Raw genomic sequence first — 24696 nt, forward strand, 5'->3', positions numbered from 1 at the left:
GGACGATCATGAAGCTCATTTCCATCAAGGCCCTTCTCGTCTCCGCGGCCGCGTTGCTCGGCGGCGGCTATGCGCTGGCCGATACGCTGTCCTACGAAATGCCGGACGAGACTGCCGAGTTCAAGCCGGGGCCGGGTGTCGAACTGGCGCAGTCGAACTGTGCCGCGTGCCATTCCGCCGATTATATCAACACCCAGCCGCCCAAGATGGGTCATGCCTTCTGGGAAGCCGAGGTCAACAAGATGAAGAAGACCTATGGCGCGCCCATCGACGACGCCGACATAAAGGGCATAGCCGACTATCTGTCGGCCACCTACTGAGAAAGGATGGTATAGGCTCGAAGATCACAGCCCAGCTACCGGCAGCGGCCTCTTCCCTTCGCGGGGTGGCGGCCAGGGCGGGAAGCCAGGAGAGGGACGATGCTGACGCGCACGCGTTTCGAAGTGCGGTTCGCGCCTTACCAGCAGCGGCTCTACGGTTTCGCGGTCGCCATGACGGGCGATCGCGATCGCGCCCGTGATCTGTTGCATGACTGCGTGGTTCGGGCCGCGGCGGCGCGCGACCGTCCCGTAGACGAGCCTGCGTTTCGAGCGTGGCTGTTCGCCATCATGCGCAATCTGTGGATCGACCAGCTTCGTGCCGAGGAACGGCGGTCTCGAATGACGCAGACGCTGTCCGACGCGATGGCTCTCATGCCGGTTTCGCTTGAAAGCGTGGTTGCCGAAAGTTTCGCCGTGCGGCAGGCCTTCGAGCTTTTGTCGCACGACCATCGCGAGATACTGGCGCTGGTCGATATTTCCGGCTTCAGCTATCAGGAGGCGGCCGATCTCCTCGGCGTGCCGCGCGGCACGGTGATGAGCCGTATCAGCCGCGCCAGGCAGGCGCTGGCAGGACTTCTGGCGGATGACGCTCCGCGGGTCGTCTCGCTTGTACGAAAAACAGGACCAACATGAGCGCTACGGATCTCGAAATGCTGAACGCCTATGTCGATGGCGAACTTTCGCCCGACGCCAGCGCGCTCATGGAGGCGCGTGTCGTGTCCGATCCCGCGCTGGCAGGGCAGGTCGAGGCGCTGCGCCGGATGAAGCGGCAGGTCGCCGCCATGGGGAACGACTATGTCGTCGTCCCGGCGCCGCGCAGCGGTGTGCGCATGCGTCCCGTCGCCATTGCCGCGGCGGCAGCCGCTCTATGCCTGGTGTTCCTGGGTGGATGGCTTGGCGCGCTCGCTTTCGATGGACGCGCGAAATCCCCTTCGGGTGACGAGATCGCCCAGGCGCTGATGCTGCATGACGAGTGGTCCGCCCGGATTCTCGATGCCGCCGCACCGGCCATCGATATCAGAAGCTTCGATGCCCCCGAGCTCGGTGCGGCGGGCCTTTCGCTGGTCTCGCTGCGTTCCGATGTGATGCTGGATGGCCGACCGGCGGTGCAGGCCGGCTATGCGGGCCGGCACGGCTGCAGGCTGAGCCTGTTCCGCATGACCGGATCCGGTCAGGCGCAGTCCCTTCACGTCGCGAGCGACGGCGAGGCCCGCTCGGCCACATGGGCGGACACTTCGTTCCGCTACGCTTTGGTGGCGCGCAAGCTCAACGGGGACCGTTTTGCAGCCCTGGCCGATGCGCTGCAATCCATGACCTCGCGCCAGGGGCAGCCGGCATCGCAACAGGTGGTCGCGGAACTGAAGGGCGCCCATCAGCCGTGCAGCGGGTGAAAGAACAGCGGCGGCATGGCGCGGCAATAAACAGCGCGACACAGACACCCGGTGGCCGCTCTCCTGCCGCCTTGGTACGATTGCCCATGTGATGGTTCCGGGGATCGAAATTCCGCCATGGCTGCATCCGCCGGAGCGAATGTAGCCGCGTGTGCCTTGCCAAATCGAGCCTCGCCTCGTTCCGAGGCACTTGATTTCGACCTTGCCTGAACTTCCCGCAGGCTTCCCGCAGCGTGCCGTCTTCAATCGACGCCACAGTCGCTCCGCGCCGTCGCATCAGTACGAAGAAGACAGTTAGGCGTCGGTCGTGCCGAAGGGGGCGCGCCGCCAGTCGCAGCGCCCTATTTTGCCGATTTCATGATGCTGGGTTTGGGGGAGAACTTGAAGACGCGTTTGTGCGTCTCGAGGATCGCGCGCGTATTGACCCGCACGATACCGTCGACGTTGGCGAGCTGGTTTGTCAGGAAATCGACGAATTCGGCGTTCGAACTGAAGGTGGCGCCGGCGAAGATGTCGAAGCTGCCGGTGGTGATGTAGACGAAATAGATTTCCGGCAGGTCCGAGAGCTTTTTAGCGACCCGGCGGATGTTCTTCGTCTCGACCTCGATCTCCATCATGATCCAGGTCGTATGGCCGAGATTGAGCGGATTGGTCAGCGCGGCGAACTCTATGATGTTCGATTTGATCAGGCGACTGAGCCGGTTGCGTACGGTCGATTCCGGGACGCCGAGGGAATCGGCTATGGCCTTGGCCGGTGCGCGGGCGTCTTCATGCAGGTGCTTGATGATGCCGGCGTCGAGATCGTCAAGGTTGGCTGCCACTTCCATGAACGTCGCTCCGTATCTGTCCCCGAGGCAACTATTACGGAGCGCCTCCTGCTAACGCAATGAGGCGCTGGCCTGTGTCGGCAGGTCGTCGGGCCGCTTGGCGACCGGTCGCTGGTGGCCGTCTTCGCTGCGATTGACGGCGGAATCCGGCTCTGATGGCAATGAAAACCATATTTTTCTGCTGTATCAGCAAAATCATTTGCCAAATTATGTCGAAAACTTCATATTGACGAAAGATGGATATCGATTTCGCCAACTTGTGGTTTCAGTGTGGCGGGAGGAGAGCGGATGCTTGGTGCATCGCAGAATGGTCGCGCGGCGACGGGTGAAGAGGCGGACCCTGCGCAGGACGGCGCGACAGCCGACGCCTATCGCCGCTGGCTGGCCGGTGCCTATGCCGAGGATCTGGCGCGGCATGGCGCCCGCAAGTCCTTTCGCACCGATGTCGGACTCGAGATCGCGCCGCTTTACACGCCGGCGGATCTGGATCGCATCGGCTTCGACTATGGCCGCGATCTCGGCTATCCCGGCGTTTTCCCTTATACGCGCGGCGATCGTGCGGGCATGTTCCGCACCGACAGTTTCGTCGTCTCCGCTTATGCGGGCTTCGGCGATGGCGAGGTTTGCAACCGGCGTTTCAAGCGCTTGCTCGAGATCGGCGCAGAACAAATTCTCGTCGCGCTCGATCTGCCGACCCAATGCGGCTACGATTCGGACCACGATATGGCGGCGGCCGAAGTGGGGCAGGTCGGTGTCGCCATCGATACGCTGGCCGACATGGAAGCCCTGTTCGACGGCATTGCCGTCAACACCGTGCGGCGCGTCGGCACGCTGGGCAACTCGATCGGACCGATCGTGCTCGCGCTTTACGCCGCGCTCGGCGAGAAGCAAGGGGTTGCGTGGAAGGACTACACGGTCAACCTGCAGAACGACCCGCTGAAGGAATACATCGCCCGCGGCACGCAGATCCTGCCTGCCGAGCCGGCGGCGCGGCTCGCCTGTGACGCCGTCGCCTGGTGTATAGACGCGGCGCCGCACTGGTCGCCGATGACGGTTTGTTCCAACCACATCAACGCCGGCGGCGCTGGTGCTTCGATGGCGTTGTCGATCGCGCTTGCCAACGCCCTGCACTACATCGACCTGATGCTGGCGCGAGGCCATGCCATCGACGATGTCGCGCCGCTCATCCACATGTTTCCCGACGAGCGGCACGACTTCTATGTTTCGATCGCCACGCTCAGGGCGCTGCGCCGCATCTGGGCGCGGCTGATGAAGGAGCGCTACGGCGCGACACGCGGTGAGGCGCTGGCGCTCAGAACCACCGTCTACGGGCATGGCCAGGAAGCCCTCCAGGAGCCTCTCAACAACATCGTGCGCACCGCCTTCGGCACGCTGGCCTACGTGCTTGGCGGCGCGAGCTATGTCTATCTCGCAGGCTATGACGAAGCCGTCTCGACGCCAGGCGAGGACTCGATGCGGGTGGCGCTGCGCACCCTCCAGATCATCGCCGGCGAGCATGGCCTCGCCGACGCTATCGATCCGCTCGGCGGTTCCTACCTGATCGAAACGCTGACGGCTGAGGTCGAGGCGCAGATTCTCGACGGTCTGGCCGAGATCGAGAGGCTGGGCGGCGCGCTCGCCGTCATCGAGACGGGCTATGGCCGCCGGCTGATGACCGAGGGGGCGGTGCGGCGTCAGCGCGCCATCGATACGGGCGAGCGGCCGTGGGTCACCGTCAATCGCTTTCCGGTCAAGCCGGACGTGCCCAACACCGCTTTTCGGGGCGATCCCGAGGCAACCCGGCGTCAGCTTGCACGGCTGGCTGAGGTCAAGGCGCAGCGCGACGGCGCGCGGGTAAAGGTGTTGCTTGCCGAGATCGATCGTGCCTGCGCCGAAGGACGTAATTGCATGCCTGCCGTGCTCGACGCCGTGCGGGCCCATGCCACGGTAGGCGAGATCTGCCAGGTCTGGCGCGACCGTTTCGGCGTGTTCACGCCCTCCACCGATTTTTGAACTGGAGCGGGAATGACAGGGCGACGGCTGCGCATACTGATTGCGAAAGTAGGGCTCGACGGCCATGACGTCGGTGCGCGCGTGGTGGCGCGCGGGCTGCTCGATGCCGGCATGGAGGTCATCTATACGGGCTTGCGCCGCACGCCCGAGGAGATCGTGCGGGCGGCCATCGAGGAAGACGTCGACTGGATCGGCATCAGCCTCTTGTCCGGCGCTCATCGTGTTCTCGTGCCGCGCATCCGCGCGCTTCTTGCCGCCAGCAGCGCGGACGATATCCGCCTGATGGTCGGCGGCATCATTCCTCAGGAGGACGTGGCGGAACTCGAGGCGGTGGGCGTCGCGCGCGTCTTCCTCTCCGGCACTTCCATCGCCGAGATCGTCCAATTCCTCGAACGCACACGCATGGATGGCGCGAATGCTTGATATCAATTACGGACATGGCAGCACGACCGGCCGGCTGATGAGCCAGGCGGTGCAGCGCTTCGGTCCGCGCACGGCCCTGATCGCCGGCGAACGGTCGTGGAGCTTCGACGCGTTCGAGGCCATCGTCTCGAAATTGGCCGACGGTCTCGCCGGTCGCCTTTCGCTCGGCAGCCGCGTCGCGCTGATGATGGGCAATCGCGCCGATTACCTGTTCCTGCAGGCGGCGATCGAACGCGCCGGACTGGTCCGCGTGCCCGTCAACGGGCTGGCCACGGCGCACGACGTGGCGCTGATCGATGCCGACTGTGCCCCCGGCGCCATCTTTCACGATCGGGCCGCCGCCGCCCGCATTCCCACCCGCGACGGGCTTTGGCGCATCTGCGTCGAGGGCGACACAGCGCACGGCGGTCCGTCCTACGCCGAACTGCTGGCGACCGAAGCGGCGGCGCATTGCGAAGGCCCGCGCCTCGATGACCTCGCCTCGATCAACTACACCTCCGGCAGTTCGGGACGGCCGAAGGGCGTGATGCTGACGCATCGCAACTGGGCGGCGGTTTATCGCAACATGCTGATAGACCGCGATATCCGCGCCGACGACACGATCGCCCACATCGGGCCGCTGACCCATGCCAGCGGCGCTTATTTCACGCCGTGGTTCCTGCGCGGTGCGGCCAACCTGCTGATCGAAGGCGGCTCCGTCGAGGCGCTGCTGGCCGCTATCGAGCGCCATCGCGTCACCGTCTTCACCTGCGTTCCCACCGTGCTGACGCGTATCGTCAACCATCCGCGCGTCGCCGCGTTCGACCTCTCTTCGCTGCGCCTGATCGGCTACGGTGCCGAACCGATCCCGCGCAACACACTGGTGCGCGCGCTCGACCTTTTCGGCCCGATACTGGAGCAGAACTACGGGCTGACCGAGGCGATGATGACCTGCGCGACGCTGCCGCCGCGGGACCACTTCGATGCCGGCGGCAGGCCGCGCCTCGGTGCCATCGGCCGCCCTTACAGTTTCGTCGAGATTGTGCTGCGCGACCAGGCCGGCAGTCCGGTGCCGGTCGGTGAAATCGGCGAGATCACCGTCCGCTCCGATCACGTCACCGTCGGCTATTGGGGCATGCCGGAAGCCACCGAGCGGGTGCTGCGCGACGGCTGGCTGTGGTCCGGCGATCTCGCGCGGCTGGGCGAAGACGGCATCATCTCCCTCGCGGGCCGATCCAAGGACATGCTGATATCGGGTGGCTTCAACATCTACCCGCAGGAGATCGAGGCGACGCTGACGGGTTGCGCCGACGTGATCGAGGCGGCCGTCATAGGCTTGCCCGATCCTGCTTGGGGCGAGATCGCTGTGGGCTTTGTGGCACTGGCGGCGGGCTCCCCGCGCCGCGCCGATGACATTCTGGCCGAGATCAAGCCCCGGCTCGGCATCCGCACGCCGAAGCGGCTCGTGATACTCGACCATTTGCCGAAGAACGCCAATGGCAAAGTCGACAAGAGGGCGCTGCGCGCCGCCAACCTCGAAGCGGAGGAATCGTGAGCGCGACCGTCGTCATCGCCGCCCCGGCGCGAACGCCTTTCGGCCGCTTCGGCGGCGCGTTGCGCGACCTGTCGGCGCCCGTGCTGGGCGCCGTTGCGATCGATGCCACGCTGGCGCGTGCCGGCCTGCCGTCAGCGGCGATCGAGGCCGCCTATCTGGGTGTCGGCATGATCGGTTCGGGCATGTTGACGCCGGTACGGCAGGCGGTGCTGCGCTCGAGGCTGCGGCAGGAAACGCCGTCCTTCGGCGTCGACCGCGCCTGTTGCTCGGGCATGACGGCGATCGGCCTTGCCTTCAAGGACATCAGGGCCGGCGAAGCTTCGCTGCTTCTGGCCGGCGGCTTCGAGAGCCTGTCGCGCACGCCGCGGCTTCTGCCGCGCAGCCATTCCAGCCGTGTGGGGCCGGTCTCGATGGACGATCCGCTGATGATGCGCGGCGAGGTGGTTCAGGCCTCGATATCCGGTTACACGGCGCGCGAGGCGCTGCAGCATGGCGTCGACCGGGCCATGCAGGACGAATGGGCGCTGCGCAGCCACGAACGCTATTTCGCTGCCGAAGCGAAAGGCTTCTTCGGCGCCGAGCGGGTGGCTTGCGACACGGCATCGGCCAGGCTCGACCGGGACGAGGGGCCGCGCTCCGACACCTCGCTGGAAAAGCTCGCCGGGCTGAAGACGGTCTATGACAGCGAGACGGTGACGGCCGGCAACGCTCCGGGCCTGTCCGATGGCGCGGCGGCGATGATCGTGGCGGAAGCGTCTGCCGCAAGCAGGCAGGGTCTGGCGGCGACGGCGACGATCCTCGCCTATGCGCAGGTTTGCGGCGGGCCGACCTCGGGCTCCTACACGCCGGCGGTGGCGATCCATGAAGTGCTGCGCAAGGCGGGCCGGCGGCTCGACGAGGTGGCGCTGATCGAGATCAACGAGGCGTTCGCGGCGACGCCGCTGGTTTCGACGCTGAAGCTTGCCGATGGCGACAAGGCCGGCGCGGAGCGTCTGAGACAACGCACCAACGTCCACGGCGGCGCGGTCGCCATCGGTCATCCGCTCGGCGCCACCGGCGCGCGGCTGGTCATGACGCTCGCCGCCGGCCTGCGGGCGCGGGGCGGCGGACTGGGCGTGGCTGCCATCTGTGGCGGCTTCGGCCAGGGCGACGCCATCCTTATCGAGGTCGAAGGCTGATGGATGCGACCGAGCGCAGGCGTATTGCCCGCGCGGTCAGCGCGGCGGAAAACCGCGCCGGCGACTATGAGGCGGTGCTGCGCGCGGCTTATGCGGCGCAGGGGCAGGCGCGCGTCATCGGCGTCGCCGGTCCGCCCGGCGCCGGCAAGTCCACTTTCGTCGATCGTCTGGCGACGCTTCTGGCACGAGCCGGGCGGCGCGTCGCCGTTGTCGCCATCGATCCGTCCAGCCCCTTTTCGGGCGGCGCGCTGCTCGGCGACCGGGTTCGCCAGGGCGATAGCGCAGCGGAAGAAAACGTCTTCTTCCGCTCGCTTTCGGCGCGTGGCGCCACCGGCGGCCTGAGCGAAGCGGCTGTCGACGTCATTGCCGTGCTTGCCGGCTCCGGTTTCGATCATGTGCTCCTGGAAACGGTCGGGGTCGGCCAGTCCGACGTCGAGATCCGCGAAATCGCCGATTGTACGCTGGTGATGACCGTGCCCGGCCTCGGCGACGCGGTGCAGGCGGCGAAGGCCGGGTTGATGGAGGTCGGCGACATCTTCGTCGTCAACAAGGCGGATCTCGCGGGTGCGGCCGACACCGCCCGGCATATCCGCGCCTCGATCGCCGCAGCCTATATGGGCGAGCCGGGGCTCAATCCGGTGAAACGGACACAGGCCGGCGGCTTTGCCAGCGCCGGCATGCGCGCGCTGATGCGCCGCCACGGCGACATGGCCACCGACGCGGCCGTCTGGGTGCCTCCGGTCCTGTGCGTCTCCGCCGCGCGTGGCGAGGGGATCGCGGCGATCGCAGAGGCCGCCGACACCTACCTGGACTGGTTCTCGCAGTCCGGCCGGCAGGCCGGACGCGCGCGTGAACGCACCAGCCGGCAGATATTGCGCACGCTTTCGGCGCTGCTTGTCGAGCACTTCGTCGGGCCGGACGGCTTTTCGCCCGCGGTGGCGGCATGGGCGGAGCGCATTGTGGCGGGCGAAGCGAGCCCGGTCGAAGCGGCGCGCGCGCTGGCCAGTATGGCTGCCATGGAAAAGGCGATGGATTCCGAAGGAGGGTGACATGGCGACGGTGGAATTGCGCGAGGTGCGCAAGAATTTCGGCAGCCTGGAGGTGGTCCACGGCGTCGATCTTTCTATTCGCGAAGGTGAATTCGCCGTCCTCGTCGGGCCGTCGGGCTGCGGCAAGTCGACCTTGCTCAGGATGATTGCCGGTCTCGAGGCGGTCTCGTCAGGCGCGGTGATGATCGGCGGCGAGGTGGTCAACGACCTGCCGCCCAAGGATCGCGACATCGCCATGGTATTCCAGAACTACGCGCTCTATCCGCACAAGACCGTGGCCGCGAACATGGAGTTCGGCCTGAGGTTGCGCAAGGTGCCCGACGCCGAGATCGTGCGCCGGGTCACGGCGGCGGCCGAGATCCTCGGCCTCGCTGATTTGTTGCAGCGATATCCACGCCAGCTCTCGGGCGGCCAGCGCCAGCGTGTCGCCATGGGCCGCGCCATCGTTCGCGAACCTTCAGCTTTCCTTTTCGATGAGCCGCTCAGCAATCTCGACGCCAAGTTGCGCGTGCAGATGCGCACCGAAATCAAGGCGCTGCAGAAACGGCTCGGCACGACGTCCATCTACGTCACGCACGACCAGGTCGAGGCGATGACTATGGCGGATCGTATCGTGGTCATGCGCGGCGGCCACATCGAGCAGGTCGGCGCACCCCTCGACCTCTACGAGAGGCCGGCGAACATGTTCGTGGCCGGCTTCATCGGCTCGCCGGCAATGAACTTCATCTCCGGGACCATGGCGCGCAGCGGTGCAGGACCGGCCTTGCAGGTGCCCGACAGCATTCTCATACCGTTGGGCGGTGATCGGCCTGACGAGGCCGGCCGGCCGGTGGTGCTCGGCATCAGGCCGGAACACCTGACGCTTTGCAGTGCGGGCGAGCCGGGTGCGTTGGCGGCGGCAGTGCGCACCGTCGAGCCAACCGGCTCGCAGACCTTCGTTTTCGCGGAGCTCGCCGGTGGCCGGCAGGTCTGCCTCATCGTTGCGCAGCCGCGTGGCCTGACGGCGGGTACGCCGGTCAATCTGCGGGTCGATCCGGGCGCAGTTCATCTGTTCGATGGCGACAGCGGCAGCGTGCTGAATTGAAGTGCGGGGCAGCCGCCGGCTACTGGGCGTGACCGGTTCGGCTCCATGGCCAACGGGTGACCGTCAATTCGACGCGTATGGTAAAACCGCTTTATTACGATATAATTTCTGCGTTTTACGCAATATTTTCACGCAAATTATGTTGAAAACGTATATTCGATCAACTATGGTGGCAGACAGCGACAAGACCGGCAGGGAGGAATGTCATGGCAGATCGTCGCATTCAGGGGAACAATCGCAGGGAATTCATCCGCAATGTCGGGCTGGCGTCGCTGGCTGTGACGGCAGGCAGTCTATCGCTGCCGCGATTTGCGCGCGCCGCGCCCAAGATCGCTCTGGTTGGCTGGACGTTCCGGCCGGACATGGTTCAGGCCTACATCGACCTGTTCAACAAGAAATACGCGGAGGCCGTCGATTACACGACGTTGCCTTGGCCGACTTTCCATCCGACGCTGGAGCAGCGCTTTTTCGCCGGCGAGATCGTCGACGTCATGTACTGCACCCACAACAACAGGCAGCGCTGGTTCGAGCGGGGCATGATCCGCAACGTCGAGGACCTGGAGGGCTTCGACGAGATCAAGAAGGCCATGCTGCCGGCCGCGCTTGCCAGCCTGACCAGCAAGGACGGCGAGCATGTCATCGCGCTGCCCTACTATTCGGCCTACTACATCATGATGTGGAACGAGCCGATGCTGAAAAAGGCGGGTTTCGACAAACCTGGCGGCTCCTGGGACGAGATCATCGAACAGTGCGTCAAGCTGAAGAAGGACGGGCACTCGGAGTATCCGATGCTGCCCAACTGGAATCCGACGCAGACCGGCACCAACCCGCAGTTCCTCAGCGATTGTTTCGCCGAGGGAGCGGCGTTGTTCGACGACGCCAACAAGCTGCAGGCTGATCAGGACGACGTCGCTCACGTGATGGAGCGCTGGCAGAAGATGTACGAGCTCGGCCTCGTCACGCCGGAGATATTCACCCAGGCCTCGTCGACCGACACGCACCGGATGATGTTCACCGGCAAGTACGCCTACCACTCCAACCATTGCAACTACCTGCAGGACACCGCCACGGACGAGAAGCAGTCGCAGCTCGCCGGCAAGAAAGCGCGGATCGCTCCTTATCCCGGCAAGACCGGCGATACCTATGCCTGGACCGATTCCTACGTGCTCAATGCCAAGACCGAGGCGCTCGACGATGCCTGGAAGCTGCTGCGCTTCCTCGGTGCGAACCTCAACGGCGACTGGTACGTGCAGAAGCAGTGGGCGATCTCGTCGGGCGTGCAGAACCCGTATCCCGCTTTCTATGACGATCCGGAAGTCATCGCCTCGACCGAAACCTGGGTCGACCCGGCGATCCTCAAGCAACAGGCCGCTAAGGGCAAGGTGATCAACGCCTTCAAGGAAAGCTGGTATCCGGAATACGACACCAAGGTGGTGCCGATCATGCACGACATGATCCGCAAGAAGGCGACCGTGCCGGATACGATCAAGGCGATGACCGATCTGTACGCCTCGCTCGTCTGACGCGATCGCATCAGCACAGTGGTGAAAGAGAGAGTCCGGCCGATGGCCCAACTCGCGAGAGACGCGACGACAGCAGCGCCGCCGCTTCGCCCCCACAGGGCAAACGGCGGCCTCGGCCGCCGCTTTCACCTCTACGCCAATTCGCAGGGCGGTTTCGCAACGCTGCTGGCCTTGCCGGCCCTGGCGGTGATCTTCGCCGTGGTGCTGTTTCCGCTCGTCTATTCGATCTGGCTCAGCCTCGCCAAGGTCGATCTGCTGGATACGTCTGGTCCCAGCCTGCATCTCTTCGGCGCCAGCATTCCGTTGTTCAAGTTCGTCGGCCTTGCCAACTACCGGGAACTTGCCGGCGATCCGCTCTACTGGGGCGCCCTGATGCGCACCGTTTACTTCGTCACCGCCTTCGTCGTCGAAGCGACGGTGGTGGGGCTAGCCATGGCGCTGGTGCTCAACACCGAGTTCTTCGGGCGGCCGCTTCTGCGGGCCGCGCTGCTGATTCCGTGGTCGATGTCACGCGTCGTCGTCGGCCTGCTATGGCTCGGCATGCTGTCTTCCGACTTCGGCGCCCTCAACGCGGTCCTGCACCGGCTGGGGCTGATCGATGGCTATATCGCCTTCTTCCGCAACGGTTTCTCGGCGCTCAACACGCTGGTCATGGTCTATGTCTGGAACCAGGCGCCGTTTGCCACCGTCCTCTTCCTGGCTGGGCTGCAATCCATCCCGAAGGATCTCTACGCCGCCGCCGAGGTCGACGGCGCCGGTTTCTGGCGCAAGCTCTGGCATGTCACCTTGCCGTCGCTAAGGCCGATGCTGTTCCTTGTTCTCGTGTTGTCGACGGTCAACGGTTTCCTGATGCTGGACCTGATCTTCGTCATGACTTTCGGCGGGCCCGGCAACGACACCACGACCGTGTCCTGGCTCGGCTACCGCACTGCCTTCAACCTGTTCCAGTACGGGCCGGGTACCGCGATCCTGTTCACGCTGACTGCCATGTGCGCGGCGCTCACCGTGATCTACCGGCGACTTGTCCTGTCGAAGTTCCAGGCGGAGTAGGATGACAACCGTCGCCATCAGCTACCGTCGCCCGCTCATGCCGAGGATAGCGACGACCCTCGGGACGTATGCGCTCGCCGTCCTTGTCGCCGTCTGGCTGATCGGACCGTTCCTGTGGCTGTTCATCACTTCGATCAGCTACCAGCGTGATCTGCTGGCGATGCCGACGCCGCTGATCCCGGTCAATCCGACGCTGGAAAACTACGGCAAGATCCTCGGCCTCACCGAGTTCCACTATGCCGACCAGGCGAGACTGGTCATCTCCTCGCTGTCCAATTCCTTCATCGTCGCCGCCGCTGTGACGGCGATCAACGTCGTCTTCGGCGGTGCTGCCGGCTACGCCTATGCCCGCCACCGCTCGCGCGCGATGAGCGTGACGCTCTACCTGGTGTTGTTCACCCGCATGTTGCCGGTGGTGGTGCTGATCCCGGCGCTTTTCCTGATGTTCAGGCAGGTCGGGCTGCAGAACTCGCTCGTCGGGCTCGCCATTGCCTATTGCTCCTTCACCTTTCCGTTCACGATCTGGATCATGAAGAGCTATTTCGAGACAATCCCGCGGGAACTGGAGGAAAGCGGCCTCGTCGATGGCTGCACCCGCTTCCAGGTTTTCACCAAGCTGATCGTGCCGATCTCCGGCCCCGGCTTCGTGGCGGCGGGTGCGTTCACCTTCGTGCTGTCCTGGAACGAGTTTCTCGTCGCCCAGGTGCTCAACTCCAAACGCTCGGTGACGACGCTGCCGCCGGCGATAGCCGGCATGCTCGGCCAGGCCAATATCGACTACGCGATCATCGCCGCCTCAGGCTTCATCTCGGCTCTGCCGGCGGCGGTGCTCGCGCTCGTCTTCCAGCGCTACATGGTGCAGGGGCTGACCGCCGGTTCGGTAAAGAGCTGAGGTGTCAACCGGGCCGTGCTGCCCGTCATCGGCGCCTATACGAGCGCCCAATAAGGAGATCGACACGATGAACGTCATGGCCAATCCGCTTCCCGCTTTCCTCACGAGCGGCCCCAAGAAGCTGCTCATCGGTGGCAAATGGGTCGAAGCCGCCTCGGGCAAGACCTTTGCCACCGTCAACCCGTCGACCGGCGAGACGATCGCCGAGATCGCCGAGGCCGGACGCGCGGATGTCGATCGTGCGGTTGCCGCCGCGCGCCATGCCTTCGACGAGGGTCCGTGGCGCAAGTTCAAGCCATACGACCGGCAGGAAGTCCTGCTCAGGCTTGCCGATCTGGTCGACAGGAACTTCGAGGAGTTCGCGCTGATCGACGCCATGGAGATGGGCGAGCCGATCACGCGCCGCAACAATGCGCGCCGCCGGGTGCTCAGCCTGCTGCGCTACTACGCCGGCATGGCCACCGCGATCCACGGAGAGACGGTCGAGAATTCGATGGCCGGCGGCGAGTTCACCACCTTCACCCGCAAGGAGCCGGTCGGCGTGGTCGGCGCGATCGTGCCCTGGAACGGGCCGATGGTGTCATGGATTTGGAAGCTCGGTCCGGTATTGGCGACCGGCTGCACGGCTGTCTACAAGCCCTCCGAAGAAGCCTCGCTGTCGGCCATACGGTTGGCCGAACTGCTGTGCGAGACCGGCATTCCCGATGGCGTGGTCAATATCGTCACCGGCTTCGGTCATGGGGCGGGGGCCGCGCTCGCCGAACATCCCGGCGTCGACAAGATCGCCTTCACCGGTTCGGTCGAGACGGGCCAGAAGATCCTCGCCGCATCGGCCGACAATCTCAAGCGCGTCACGCTCGAACTCGGCGGCAAGTCGCCTGACATCGTCTTCGCCGATGCCGACATGGACCTCGCCGTACCGGGCGCGGCCATGGCCTGTTTCGGCAATACCGGCCAGGTCTGCTCGGCCGGCACGCGGCTCCTGATCGAGGACAAGATTTACGACGAATTCAACGAGCGGCTGGCCGCCTATGCGCAAACGCTTAAGGTGGGTAGCGCGCTGGAGGCGGAAACGCAGATCGGGCCGCTCGTATCGCAAAAGCAGCTTACGCGTGTCACCGGCTATCTCGATCTTGGACGCAACGAGGGTGCCAGGGTCATCGCCGGCGGACAGCGGCTGACCGACGCCGGCCGGGACAAGGGCTATTTTGTGCCGCCGACGGTGTTTCGGGACGTGAAGCCGGAAATGCGCGTCGCCCGCGAGGAGATCTTCGGCCCCGTCGTCGGCACCATGCCGTTTTCGAGTATCGACGAGGCGGTCCGGCGCGGCAACGACACGCAATTCGGCCTGGGATCCGGCGTTTGGACGCGCGATGTGAGCAAAGCTCATCACCTTGCGAACAATATTCGTGCGGGTTCGGTGTGGATCAACTGCTATCAGATGATGGACCCGGCCATGCCGTTCGGCGGCTACAAGATGAGCGGTTACGGCCGCGAGTCCGGCATCGCCCAGTTCGACGACTACCTCAACGTCAAGGCCGTCTGGATCAGGACCGCGTGACCGTGTCGAAGCTGTTTTCCCCCATCGCGCTTGGCGGTCTGACCCTGGCGAACCGGATCGTCGTATCGCCGATGTGCCAGTACCGCGCCGTCGACGGCGCCGCCGGTGATTGGCACATGGTCCATCTCGGCCAGTTCGCCCTTTCGAATGCCGGCATGGCGATGATCGAGGCGACCGGCGTCGAGCGCGACGGGCGCATCACCCCCGGCTGCCTCGGCCTTTACAGCGACGATTGCGAGCGGGCGCTGGAGCGCGTCGTATCGGTGTTCAAGACTGTCACGGCCATGCCGATCGGCATCCAGCTCGGCCATGCCGGGCGCAAGGGCTCCAGCCGTCTGCCCTGGGAAGGCGGCCACGGCCTGTCTGTCGGGGAAGGCGGATGGGCGACGGTTTCCGCCTCGGCGGTCCCTTATGACGGCAGGCACGCCGCGCCGGATGCGCTCGACGAGGACGGCATGGAACGCATCGAACGGGCTTTCGCGGATGCGGCGGCGCGTGCGCAGCGCGTCGGCCTGGACGCTGTCGAACTGCATGCCGCGCACGGTTATCTGCTGCATCAGTTCGTCACGCCGCTGGTCAACCGGCGCGACGATCGCTACGGCGGCAGCCGCGAGAACCGGTTGCGCTTTCCGTTGCGCGTCGCCGCGGCACTGCGCGCCGCCTGGCCGCGCGAGCGGGCGCTCGGGGCTCGCATAAACGGCCCTGACGGTGTGCCTGGCGGCGCAACGATAGAAGACACGATCGCCTTCGCGGCCGGCTTGAAAGACATCGGCTACGACTATGTCTGCGTTTCGATGGGGTCGCTCGTCGGCGGCCAGCGTTTCGAGGCCTCGCCCGGCTATCTGCTTCCCCATGCCGAAGCGGTCCGCCGTGCCACGGGCATGACGACGATGGGCGTGGGCATGATCGTCGATCCGTTTTTTGCCGAGAGTGTCGTCGCCGCCGGCAAGGTCGATATGGTCGCGATCGCCCGCGGCTTTCTGGAAGACCCCCGCTGGGTGTGGCATGCCGCTGAGCGGCTCGGCGTGACGATGCCCTTCCCACCGGAATACCGGGGCGCCGATCCGGCCGTCTGGCAGGGCGCGCCGCACAGGCCGTTGATCGCGCCCGGCCCGTGGCCACAGGCGAAGGCGTCGTAGCGCCTGCGCCAGCCGATCCGCAGCTACGGCGTGGGAGATTTCATGCGGCCCCATCCTTGATCGGTCGGAGGCGCGATGCGTGTGGAGGAGCAATGAAGACCATCTTTCATCAGGACCAGCTCGGGCATCGCGTGCGCACCCGCCTGTTCGGCGGCACGTTGATCGGCACGCTCGAGGTGCCGGAGCGCATCAGGGAACTGCGCGAGGTAGCGGAGCGCTGCACCGACGGCATTCTGGCGCCCGCGCCCGCGCCGCGCGACATCATCGACGAACTGCACGAGCCGGGATACCTGCATTTCATCGAGCACGCCTTCCCGGAATGGACGCGCCGTTTTCCCGACAGCCTGGAAATGCGGCCGAGCCTGCACCGCAACCACAATTTGAAGCGCCTGCCGCGCGACATCGTCGGCCGGGCGGGCTTCTACCTCACCGATTCCGCCAGCGTCCTGCTGCACGACAGTTGGCCGGCCATCCTGGCAAGCGCCGCCACCGCGCTCGATGCCGCGCGGCGCGTGCTGGATGGTGAAGGCGCGGCCTATGCGCTGTGCCGTCCGCCAGGCCATCACGCGTTTGCCGACGCGGCCTGCGGCTATTGCTTCCTCAACAATGCCGGGCTCGCCGCGGCGCTGGCACGCCGGAGCGGCCTGCGCGTGTCGATTCTCGACGTGGACGTGCACCACGGTAACGGCGCGCAGTCGCTGTTCTACCGCAGCAAGGACATCCAGACCGTCTCGGTCCATTCCGACCCGCGCGACACCTTCCCGTTCTTCACCGGCTATCCCGACGAGATCGGCGAAGGCGAAGGAGAAGGCTTCAATGTCAATGTCCCGGTCGTGTTCCATTCCACCGACGAGGCCTATCTGGAAGGCGTGCGGCGTGCGGTCGAGGTGGTGCGTGGCTACGCCCCCGACATCGTCATCCTCGCGCTCGGCCTCGACGCCTCGGAGCACGACCCCGCCGATGCCATGAACATGTCCAGCGAAGGGTTCAGGAGGATGGGCGAACTGACGGGATCGCTGCGGCTGCCCACGGTCCTTGTGCAGGAGGGCGGCTATCCCTCTCCGGTGCTTGGCGCCAATTTGCAGGGTTATCTTGAAGGCTTCCGGTCGGCATCCGGCTACTAGAGTGAGTTGAATGTTGAATCGGCATTGTTTGAATGTTTGTATGGCGTAATACGCAAAAATATTTGACAATTTTGGAGGATTTGACAGAATCGTTTTGCAGCCACGATGACGGTGCCGCGCTCGGCGAGGGCCGCGAAGGGAACGGGCAGACGAAGCGAGCGAATGGCCGCATGGCGGGAGAGCCGCCGGTCGGCAGCCGCTTCATACATTGGGGAGGAAACCAATGCGCAGATACATTGCATATGCCGCCATGTGCGCGGCCCTGGTCGCCGGCACGGCAACGGAGAGCCGTGCCGCAAAGGCCGACGATACGCTGACCTGGGCGACGGGTACCGAGATCGATACCTTCGACATCTACTACCAGGGTTTGCGCGAGGTCGTGATTGCGTCGCTCTACAATTGCGACTCGCTCATGTTCCGCGATCCCAAGACCAATGAGTACAAGCCCCTTCTTGCCAAATCCTACAACTGGGCCGACGACAAGACGCTGGACATCGACCTGCGCGAAGGCATCAAGTTCACCGACGGGACGGATCTCGACTCCGGCGATGTCGTCTACACCTTCGATCATGTCATCAAGCCCGACAGCGGCATCAACGTCCGTCTCACCGTAGACTGGATCGAAAGCGTCGAGGCGCTGGGACCTCTCAAGGTGCGCATCCATGCCAAGGCGCCGACGCCGGCAGCGCTTGAATACCTGTCGGGAAACACGCCGATCTATCCGTCCGGTCACTGGGATTCGGCGCCTGAAGTGACGGCAGGCGACAAGACCCGGCGCGACTGGGGAGCGGTGGAGCCGGTCTGTGCCGGCCCCTACAAGCTGACCCACTTCGAGCCCGGCCGCACCGCGACCTGGGAGAAGAATCCCGATTACTATGCCGACAGCCCGAAGGGCCAGCCGCAGATCGGCACGATCGTGTTCCGCACGATCAGCGATCCCGAGGCTCAGGTCGCCGAGCTGCTTGCCGGGTCCGTCGACTGGATCTGGGGCGTGCCGCCCGAGAACATGGACCAGCTCGGCGGCTTCGGCAGCGTCACCGTCGCCGCCGCGCCGACCACGCGTATGGGCTTCCTGATGCTCGACGCCGCCGGGCGCTCCGGCGATACGCCGCTGAAGGACGTTAGGGTGCGGCAGGCGATCGCCCACGCTGTCGACCGCAAGGCGCTGGCCGACCTCGTCGGCAATTCGTCGGCGGTGCTGAAGTCCATGTGCTATCCCGCCCAGGTCGGCTGCACCGAAGACGTCACGCAGTACGACTATGATCCGGAAAAGGCCAAGGCATTGCTTGCCGAAGCGGGTTTCAAGGACGGGTTGAAGCTGCCCTTCTATGCTTACCGCGACAAGCGCTATGCGGAGGCCGTGCTCGCTTACCTGAGGGCCGTCGGCATAGAGCCGGATTTCCAGTTCATCCAGAACGTCGCGCTGCGACCGCTCATCATCGACGGAAAGGTGCCGATGGCGAACCTGACCTGGGGTTCGCAGGGCATGATGGACGCCTCCGCGTCTGTCAGCCTCTATTTCAAATTCGGCGTCGACGATTACGCTCGCGATGAAAAGGTGAGGGATCTGCTCGTAGCGGCCGATACCTCGATGGATCCGAACAAGCGCAAGGACCTCTATGCCCAGGCGCTGAAGCGGATCGCCGATCAGGCCTATGCCGTGCCGCTCTATACCTATGGTCGCGGCTATGCCTTTTCCAAGGACCTGGACTATCAGGTGACGCCCGACGAAATCGCTCACTTCTACCTTGCAAGGTGGAAATGACCGGCTGATCCTCACTCGTATCCTGTCCGGCGCACGGCGCCGGACAGGATGAACCGGGCGCGGTGGTGTCTTCCTGACGCAGCCCTGGAGTCTGCAATGATCGCATTCATCGGCAAGCGTCTTATGGTGACCGCGCTGGTTCTGGTCGTCACGTCCATCCTGGCCTTCTCGCTCGTTCATATGGCCGGCGATCCCGCAGTCGCGATGGCCGGCGAGAAGGCGTCGCCCGAGCAGATCGAGCAGATCCGGCGCCTGTACGGCTTCGACAGACCGCTGGCCGTGCAGTATCTCGGCTGGATGGGCGACGTGCTCAGGGGCGATCTCGGCCGCTCCAATTATCTCAAGGAGGATGTCGCACCGATTCTGGTAAGGCACCTGTCGGTCACGGCCGTGCTCGGTGTTCTTGCGCTGGCTTTCGCGCTTGCGCTTTCCATTCCGCTCGGCGTGGTCGCGGCCCTTTGGCCGAACTCGGTCGTCGACCGTCTCGCGCTGGTCGTTTCCGTGATCGGGCAGTCCATGCCGTCCTTTCTGTCGGCAATCGCGCTTATCTTCGTCTTCGGCGTGATGCTGCATTGGTTGCCGATCTCGGGCAATGCCACCCCGGCGCACTATATCCTGCCGGCGGTGGCGCTCGGCTACTACGCCTCGCCGGCGATCATGCGGCTGACCCGCTCCGGCATGATCGACGTGCTGCAATCCGATCACGTCAGGACGGCGCGCGCCTACGGCCTTTCGCCGTGGCAGACGATCGTGCGCCACGGGCTGCGCCATGCCATCATCCCGGTGGTCGCGGTGGCCTCGGTCCAGTTCGGCTACATGCTCGGCGGCTCGGTCGTCATCGAGGCGGTGTTCTCCATAGACGGCATCGGCAACCTCGCCTGGCTGTCGATCCGCCGCTATGACGTCGAGGTCATCCAGGCGATCCTGCTGGTCGTGGCCGCGAGCTACGCGGTGCTTTCGCTGGTTGGCGACCTTCTCAACGCGGCGCTCGATCCAAGGATCAGGGTCTGATGAGCGGCGTCGCAGGGGAGGAACAGGTGATGACCGGCACGCTCTCGGCCACTCCACGCGAGCCGGACCGCCTGCCGACGCCCGGCCGGCTGGCGCTGCGGCGCGCGCTGCGCCATTCGGGTTTCTGGCTGGGCAGCGTCATGCTCGGCGTCATCCTCTTGGCGATCGTTTTCGCACCGCTCGTCACCGGCGCCGACCCGGCCGCGCAGGACCTGTCCCTCAGGCTCGCGCCGCCGGTCTGGCACGCCGCCGGAACGTGGGAACATCCGCTCGGCACCGACCATCTCGGGCGCGACTACCTCGCGCTGCTGGTTTATGGCGGGCGCATCTCGCTGCTGATCGGCTGCCTGACCATCCTGATGTCGACGCTGATCGGCGTGATGCTCGGCGTTGCCGCCGGCTACTATGGCGGCATGGTCGATCTTGCCGTCAATTTCATTCTCACCATCCGGCTGACCCTGCCGGTCGTGCTGGTGGCGCTCGTCGCGGTCGCGGTTCTCGGGCAATCGCTGCCGCTCCTGGTGCTGGTGATCGGCGGGCTGATGTGGGACCGGCTGGTCATCGTCACACGCGCGACGACGCAGCAATTGGCCGGCCGCGACTTCATCACCGCAGCACAGGCCCTTGGGGCGTCGACGCCCCGCATTTTCCTGCGTGAACTGCTGCCCAATATCATGGCGCCGCTGATCGTGGTGTGCACGCTGGAACTGGCCCGCGCCATCCTGCTGGAATCGACCCTTTCCTTTCTCGGGCTCGGCGTGCTGCCGCCACTGACTTCCTGGGGCCTGATGATCGCCGAGGCCAAGAGCCAGTTCCTGTTCAGGCCGTGGCTGATCGCCATTCCGGGCGCGGCGCTGGCAGCGCTGGTGCTCTCCATCAACCTGCTCGGCGACGCGCTGCGCGACATCACCGCGCCGGACGGAAAGGCGTGACGATGGCTCCGTTGCTCGATGTCCGCGGCCTCAGGATCTCGATCGCCACCGATGGCGGGCTGCTTCATCCGGTGCGTGGCGTCGACCTGTCGGTCGAGCGCGGCGAGACGCTGGCGATCGTCGGCGAGTCCGGCTGCGGCAAGAGCATGACCGCGCAGGCGATCCTCGGTCTGCTGCCGCGCAAGGCGCGCCTGTCGGCCGAGCGGATCGATTTCGACGGCGCCTCGCTCATCGGCCTCAACCAGCGGCAATGGCGCGGGCTGCGCGGCCGGCGCATCGCCATGATCTTCCAGGACCCGATGACCGCGTTCGACCCCTGCTACCGCATAGGCGACCAGATTGCCGAGATCGTGCGCCGCCACCGGCCTGAAAGTGCCGCACCGCGTGCCATGGCGGCCATGCTCGGCCGCGTCGGCGTCTCGGCGCCGGAGGATCGTCTGGGCCAATATCCGCACCAGCTTTCGGGCGGGCTGCGGCAGCGCATGATGATCGCCACCGCGCTGCTGTGTCAGCCGGACCTCATCATAGCCGACGAGCCGACAACCGCGCTCGACGTGACCATCCAGGCGCAAATATTAAGGCTTCTAGCCGATCTTCAGAAGGAAACCTCGGTCGGCCTTGTCGTTATCACCCACGACCTCGGCGTGGTCGCCGGCATCGCCGACCGCATCACCGTCATGTATGGCGGCGAGGTAGTCGAGACGGGCGCGGCCGGCGCAATCCTGACGTCGCCGGGCCATCCCTATACACAGGGCCTGCTTGATTGCATCCCGACGCCGGGCGAGACGGCGCGGCGTACGACGCTAGGCTATATTCCGGGTACGGTGCCGCGGCCGGTCGGCGAACTGACGGCATGCAATTTCGCCGACCGCTGCCCCCATGTCGAGCCGGCCTGCCGCCAGAGCCGGGTCGGGCTTGCCGCCCATGACGGCGGCCGCTCCGTGCGCTGCCTTCTCGCCGGGGCACGGCAATCGAGAAAGGTCGAGCCGGCATGAGTTTCGTTGCCGTCAGGGAGGTCGAGCGCTCCTATGTTCTCCATCCGGGTTCGCCCTTCAGGCAACCGGCGGTGCTGAAGGCGTTGCGCGGCATCAAACTCGACATCGCCGAGGGCGAGATCCTCGGCCTGGTCGGGGAATCGGGCTGCGGCAAGTCCACGCTGGCGAGGCTGCTGCTCGGCATAGAACAGCCGAGCGCGGGCGAAGTCAGCATCGGCGGCCGCGCCATTTCCGCCTTTTCGCCACGCGAGCGGGCAAGGCTGATCCAGCCGATCTTCCAGGATCCCTATTCCTCGCTCAATCCGCGCGCCACGGTATCGGCCGCGATCGCCGCGCCGCTCGAAATCCGCAATTGGGGCGACGCCCGCTCGCGCGCTGCGGCGGTGGCGAGGATGATGGATGCCGTCGGCTTGCCGCGCTATCTCGTCCACGCCTATCCGATGCAACTTTCCGGCGGCCAGCGCCAGCGCGTCGCCATTGCTCGCGCCCTGATCGGGGAGCCCAGAATACTGATCTGCGATGAGCCGACCTCGGCGCTCGACGTTTCCGTGCAGTCCCAGATCCTCAATCTGCTCATCGAATTGCACAAGACCTTCAAGCTGACGATGGTGCTCATCAGCCATAATCTGGCCGTCGTCAGCCATCTCGCCGACCGGGTGGCGGTGATGTATCTCGGTCGCATCGTCGAGATCGGCGAGACGGATGCCGTCTTCAACCGGCCGCGCCACCCCTATACGCGCGAGTTGTTGCGCGCCATGCTTCTGCCCGGACATGGCAAGGGGCTGCCGGAACTGAACCTGAAGGCGGACTTTCCCAGCCCGGTTTCGCCGCCGTCCGGTTGCTCGTTCCATCCGCGCTGTGCCTTCGCCAGCGACATCTGCGCGGCGCGGACGCCGCTGCTGACCCCGGTCGACGGGCGCGAGGCGGCCTGCCACCATCCACCGGCATGAAGCATGTCTCCCGAAGGCGGGAATCGGTTTCGGGAGACATGCGCAAGAACGGGAATCCAGAACGCAGCGAGCCGATCCTGGCGATCGTGATGCGCTTTCAGGCTGCCTCGCTGTGTCCTGGCGGTCGGCTCAGACGAAAAAGCGGCACGCGGCGATGAGGCCGCATGCCGTGCGCAATTCGTCGGGAGGATGCCGCCAAAGCAATTCGCGATTTCTGTCCGCAATTGCGTGAAGCAAGGAGGATGGTTTCAGTGTTTCCGCGCCACCCTGAAGACGGGTTTATTGCGTGACGATGCGCGCCCAGGTCAGGGTTGCGCGCACGATGCGGCCGTCCCAGGGGTTGTTCGACGGCCCCGCGATCAGCGTCAGCGTGTCGCCTTCGACCTTGAAACGGCGTGGCTGGTCGGTGTTCGACCAGGCTTCGTTCCAGGCGATCTCGGTGCGATGGATCAGCGAATCCGGGCCGGTAACGACGTAGTTTCCGGCATAGGCTGTGAGCCCCTTGAAAAGCGCCAGCGCCTCCTCGTCGGTGGGCGAAAGGCCTTTGGGGGCCTTCCGCTCGCCGGGTACGTTGAGGATCGAGAACCGGCCATCGCCAGTATAGGTGACAAGGCCGCGCGGATTGGGTCCGCGCGGATAGGTGACGGCGCCGGTTTCCATGTCCTCCTGCTTGTGGCTGACCAGTCGCCAGGTGGAGACCAGCGGCTTTCTCGCCTCGACTTGATCCAGTTCCGTCACCTTTTACTCCTCCGTCGGGCCGGGGCTCGATGTGTGATCACGCCCCCGTCGCGCCCTGTGTGTTGACATAAAGCGAATAGATCGCGCGGCCCGTCGTCATGTAAAGACGGTTGCGCTTGGGGCCGCCGAATGTGAGGTTGGCGGCGCGTTCCGGCAGGCCGATATGGCCGATCGCCTTGCCGCCCGGATCGATGCACAGCACGCCGTCCCAGCCTGGCTTGACCGCGCCATAGGCCGCCCAGACATTGCCGTCGACGTCGCAGCGAATGCCGTCCGGCGCCTCGCCCTCGCCGCAGGTGAAGAACACGCGGCCGTTCGACAGGCTCTTTTTGTCGGCGGCAACGTCATAGGCGCGGATCGTCACCGGCTTGGCGGCGGAATCGACGACATACATCAGCTTTTCGTCGGGCGAGAAGCACAGGCCGTTCGGCGCCTTGACATCGCCCGCCGCCACCGTGATCGCGCCCGAGGCAGGGTCGATCCGGTAGACGTTGTTCGGCAGTTCGGACTTGGCCTTCACGCCGGAAAAGTTGCCGGCGATGCCGAAGGGCGGGTCGGTGAACCAGACGCTGTCGTCGCTGGCGACGACGACATCGTTGGGAGAATTGAGCGGCTTGCCCTCGAAGCTGTCGGCAAGAACGGTGATCGATCCGTCATATTCCGTCCGCGTCACCTTGCGGCCATGCTCGGCGGCGATCAGACGGCCCTGGTTGTCACGCGTCAGCCCGTTGGCGTAGTTCGAAGGCTCGCGGAAGACGGAAACCTTGCCCGTCGTCTCGTCCCATTTGAGGATGCGGTTGCTCGGGATCTCGGTCCACAGGAGGAACCGATAGTCGCCGAAATAGCACGGCCCCTCGGTGTAGGCCATGTCGCCTCTGTAGACCTGCTCCACGGCGGCGAAGAAGACCATGTACTTGGAAAAACTCGGATCGAGCGCCCTGACGGCGGGATCCGGATACCGGGCGCTGGTGGTGAAATCCGCAAGGGCGCGCGAAGCGATGGTGCTCGCCGCCAATGTCATGCCCATTGTCTGCAAAAGCCTGCGTCTGCTGGTTCCTGACATGATGTTTCCCCTCGGGTTGATACCCGAGGCCATATTGCATCAGAAAATTGATGATTCAACCTTTTTTAGATTCAATATCTGCGAAAACAGCAAAATTGATGGCGACAGGAGAAGCAATCGGCATTCCAGCATGG

23 protein-coding genes are annotated in these 24696 nt (G+C 65.0%); 20 read left to right on the forward strand and 3 right to left on the reverse strand.

All coding sequences use genetic code 11. The features are described 5' to 3' along the window. Positions 1 to 8 precede the first annotated feature (8 nt). The 3 genes from FGU64_RS18090 to FGU64_RS18100 all read left to right on the forward strand — a co-directional run bounded on the left by FGU64_RS18090 (position 9) and on the right by FGU64_RS18100 (position 1711). Entirely contained in the window at positions 9 to 320 is a 312-nt protein-coding gene (locus FGU64_RS18090; RefSeq protein WP_139954433.1) for a cytochrome c, read from the forward strand. A 99-nt stretch (positions 321 to 419) separates the two neighbouring features. Next, complete coding sequence (locus tag FGU64_RS18095) at positions 420 to 953, forward strand: RNA polymerase sigma factor (RefSeq protein ID WP_139954434.1); 534 nt, start codon at positions 420 to 422, stop codon at positions 951 to 953. Positions 954 to 970: 17 nt separating this feature from the next. After that, positions 971 to 1711 (forward strand): hypothetical protein, encoded by a 741-nt coding sequence (locus FGU64_RS18100; protein WP_139954435.1) that lies wholly within the window; start codon positions 971 to 973, stop codon positions 1709 to 1711. A 341-nt stretch (positions 1712 to 2052) separates the two neighbouring features. Here FGU64_RS18100 and FGU64_RS18105 read toward each other — a convergent pair whose 3' ends face one another. Continuing rightward, positions 2053 to 2538: an Lrp/AsnC family transcriptional regulator gene (locus FGU64_RS18105; protein ID WP_139954436.1), complete on the reverse strand. Its 486-nt coding sequence runs from the start codon at positions 2536 to 2538 to the stop codon at positions 2053 to 2055. Positions 2539 to 2826: 288 nt separating this feature from the next. Between FGU64_RS18105 and FGU64_RS18110 the strand changes: the two genes are divergently transcribed. From FGU64_RS18110 to FGU64_RS18190, 17 genes are all read left to right on the forward strand, one after another. Further along, positions 2827 to 4551 (forward strand): methylmalonyl-CoA mutase family protein, encoded by a 1725-nt coding sequence (locus FGU64_RS18110; protein WP_139954437.1) that lies wholly within the window; start codon positions 2827 to 2829, stop codon positions 4549 to 4551. Positions 4552 to 4563: 12 nt separating this feature from the next. Beyond that, positions 4564 to 4974, forward strand: coding sequence for a cobalamin B12-binding domain-containing protein (locus FGU64_RS18115; RefSeq protein ID WP_139954438.1), 411 nt, complete (start codon positions 4564 to 4566; stop codon positions 4972 to 4974). Beyond that, positions 4967 to 6508, forward strand: coding sequence for an AMP-binding protein (locus tag FGU64_RS18120; protein ID WP_180375563.1), 1542 nt, complete (start codon positions 4967 to 4969; stop codon positions 6506 to 6508). The genes FGU64_RS18115 and FGU64_RS18120 overlap by 8 nt, the downstream gene beginning before the upstream one ends. Beyond that, positions 6505 to 7686: a thiolase family protein gene (locus FGU64_RS18125; protein ID WP_180375564.1), complete on the forward strand. Its 1182-nt coding sequence runs from the start codon at positions 6505 to 6507 to the stop codon at positions 7684 to 7686. The genes FGU64_RS18120 and FGU64_RS18125 overlap by 4 nt, the downstream gene beginning before the upstream one ends. Continuing rightward, positions 7686 to 8735, forward strand: a complete 1050-nt coding sequence (gene meaB / locus FGU64_RS18130) for a methylmalonyl Co-A mutase-associated GTPase MeaB (protein ID WP_139954441.1) — start codon at positions 7686 to 7688, stop codon at positions 8733 to 8735. Before FGU64_RS18125 ends, meaB begins: the two co-directional genes overlap by 1 nt. Before the next feature lies 1 nt (position 8736). Then, on the forward strand, positions 8737 to 9819 hold the full coding sequence (ugpC, locus tag FGU64_RS18135) for a sn-glycerol-3-phosphate ABC transporter ATP-binding protein UgpC (RefSeq protein WP_139954442.1): 1083 nt from the start codon (positions 8737 to 8739) through the stop codon (positions 9817 to 9819). A gap of 206 nt (positions 9820 to 10025) precedes the next feature. Beyond that, positions 10026 to 11342 (forward strand): extracellular solute-binding protein, encoded by a 1317-nt coding sequence (locus FGU64_RS18140; RefSeq protein ID WP_139954443.1) that lies wholly within the window; start codon positions 10026 to 10028, stop codon positions 11340 to 11342. A 42-nt stretch (positions 11343 to 11384) separates the two neighbouring features. Then, on the forward strand, positions 11385 to 12392 hold the full coding sequence (locus tag FGU64_RS18145; protein WP_139954444.1) for a sugar ABC transporter permease: 1008 nt from the start codon (positions 11385 to 11387) through the stop codon (positions 12390 to 12392). 1 nt (position 12393) lies between these two features. Beyond that, positions 12394 to 13284 (forward strand): carbohydrate ABC transporter permease, encoded by an 891-nt coding sequence (locus FGU64_RS18150; protein WP_139954445.1) that lies wholly within the window; start codon positions 12394 to 12396, stop codon positions 13282 to 13284. Between the two features lie 67 nt (positions 13285 to 13351). Then, complete coding sequence (locus FGU64_RS18155) at positions 13352 to 14845, forward strand: aldehyde dehydrogenase family protein (protein WP_139954446.1); 1494 nt, start codon at positions 13352 to 13354, stop codon at positions 14843 to 14845. Beyond that, positions 14842 to 15984 carry an oxidoreductase gene (locus tag FGU64_RS18160; RefSeq protein WP_246671146.1) on the forward strand — a complete coding sequence of 381 codons (1143 nt, stop codon included), beginning with the start codon at positions 14842 to 14844 and terminating at the stop codon, positions 15982 to 15984. Before FGU64_RS18155 ends, FGU64_RS18160 begins: the two co-directional genes overlap by 4 nt. A 92-nt stretch (positions 15985 to 16076) precedes the next feature. Beyond that, positions 16077 to 17108, forward strand: coding sequence for a histone deacetylase family protein (locus tag FGU64_RS18165; RefSeq protein WP_139954447.1), 1032 nt, complete (start codon positions 16077 to 16079; stop codon positions 17106 to 17108). A gap of 223 nt (positions 17109 to 17331) precedes the next feature. Beyond that, complete coding sequence (locus FGU64_RS18170) at positions 17332 to 18873, forward strand: ABC transporter substrate-binding protein (protein WP_139954448.1); 1542 nt, start codon at positions 17332 to 17334, stop codon at positions 18871 to 18873. A gap of 96 nt (positions 18874 to 18969) precedes the next feature. After that, positions 18970 to 19884 carry an ABC transporter permease gene (locus tag FGU64_RS18175; protein WP_139954449.1) on the forward strand — a complete coding sequence of 305 codons (915 nt, stop codon included), beginning with the start codon at positions 18970 to 18972 and terminating at the stop codon, positions 19882 to 19884. Next, the gene (locus FGU64_RS18180) at positions 19884 to 20816 is read left to right on the forward strand and encodes an ABC transporter permease (protein ID WP_139954450.1); all 933 of its coding nucleotides are present in this window, start codon (positions 19884 to 19886) and stop codon (positions 20814 to 20816) included. Before FGU64_RS18175 ends, FGU64_RS18180 begins: the two co-directional genes overlap by 1 nt. Positions 20817 to 20818: 2 nt before the next feature. Further along, positions 20819 to 21811 carry an ABC transporter ATP-binding protein gene (locus FGU64_RS18185; protein ID WP_246671368.1) on the forward strand — a complete coding sequence of 331 codons (993 nt, stop codon included), beginning with the start codon at positions 20819 to 20821 and terminating at the stop codon, positions 21809 to 21811. Next, entirely contained in the window at positions 21808 to 22761 is a 954-nt protein-coding gene (locus FGU64_RS18190) for an oligopeptide/dipeptide ABC transporter ATP-binding protein (RefSeq protein WP_139954452.1), read from the forward strand. The genes FGU64_RS18185 and FGU64_RS18190 overlap by 4 nt, the downstream gene beginning before the upstream one ends. A 279-nt stretch (positions 22762 to 23040) precedes the next feature. Here the strand turns inward: FGU64_RS18190 and FGU64_RS18195 are convergent, their stop codons facing one another. Beyond that, positions 23041 to 23499: a lipocalin-like domain-containing protein gene (locus FGU64_RS18195; protein WP_139954453.1), complete on the reverse strand. Its 459-nt coding sequence runs from the start codon at positions 23497 to 23499 to the stop codon at positions 23041 to 23043. Between the two features lie 37 nt (positions 23500 to 23536). After that, a complete protein-coding gene (locus tag FGU64_RS18200) occupies positions 23537 to 24520 on the reverse strand; it encodes an SMP-30/gluconolactonase/LRE family protein (protein ID WP_139955438.1) in 984 nt (327 codons plus the stop codon). Between the last annotated feature and the right edge of the window lie 176 nt (positions 24521 to 24696).

Source organism: Mesorhizobium sp. 8 (assembly GCF_006351905.1).
Taxonomy (GTDB): domain Bacteria; phylum Pseudomonadota; class Alphaproteobacteria; order Rhizobiales; family Rhizobiaceae; genus Mesorhizobium; species Mesorhizobium composti.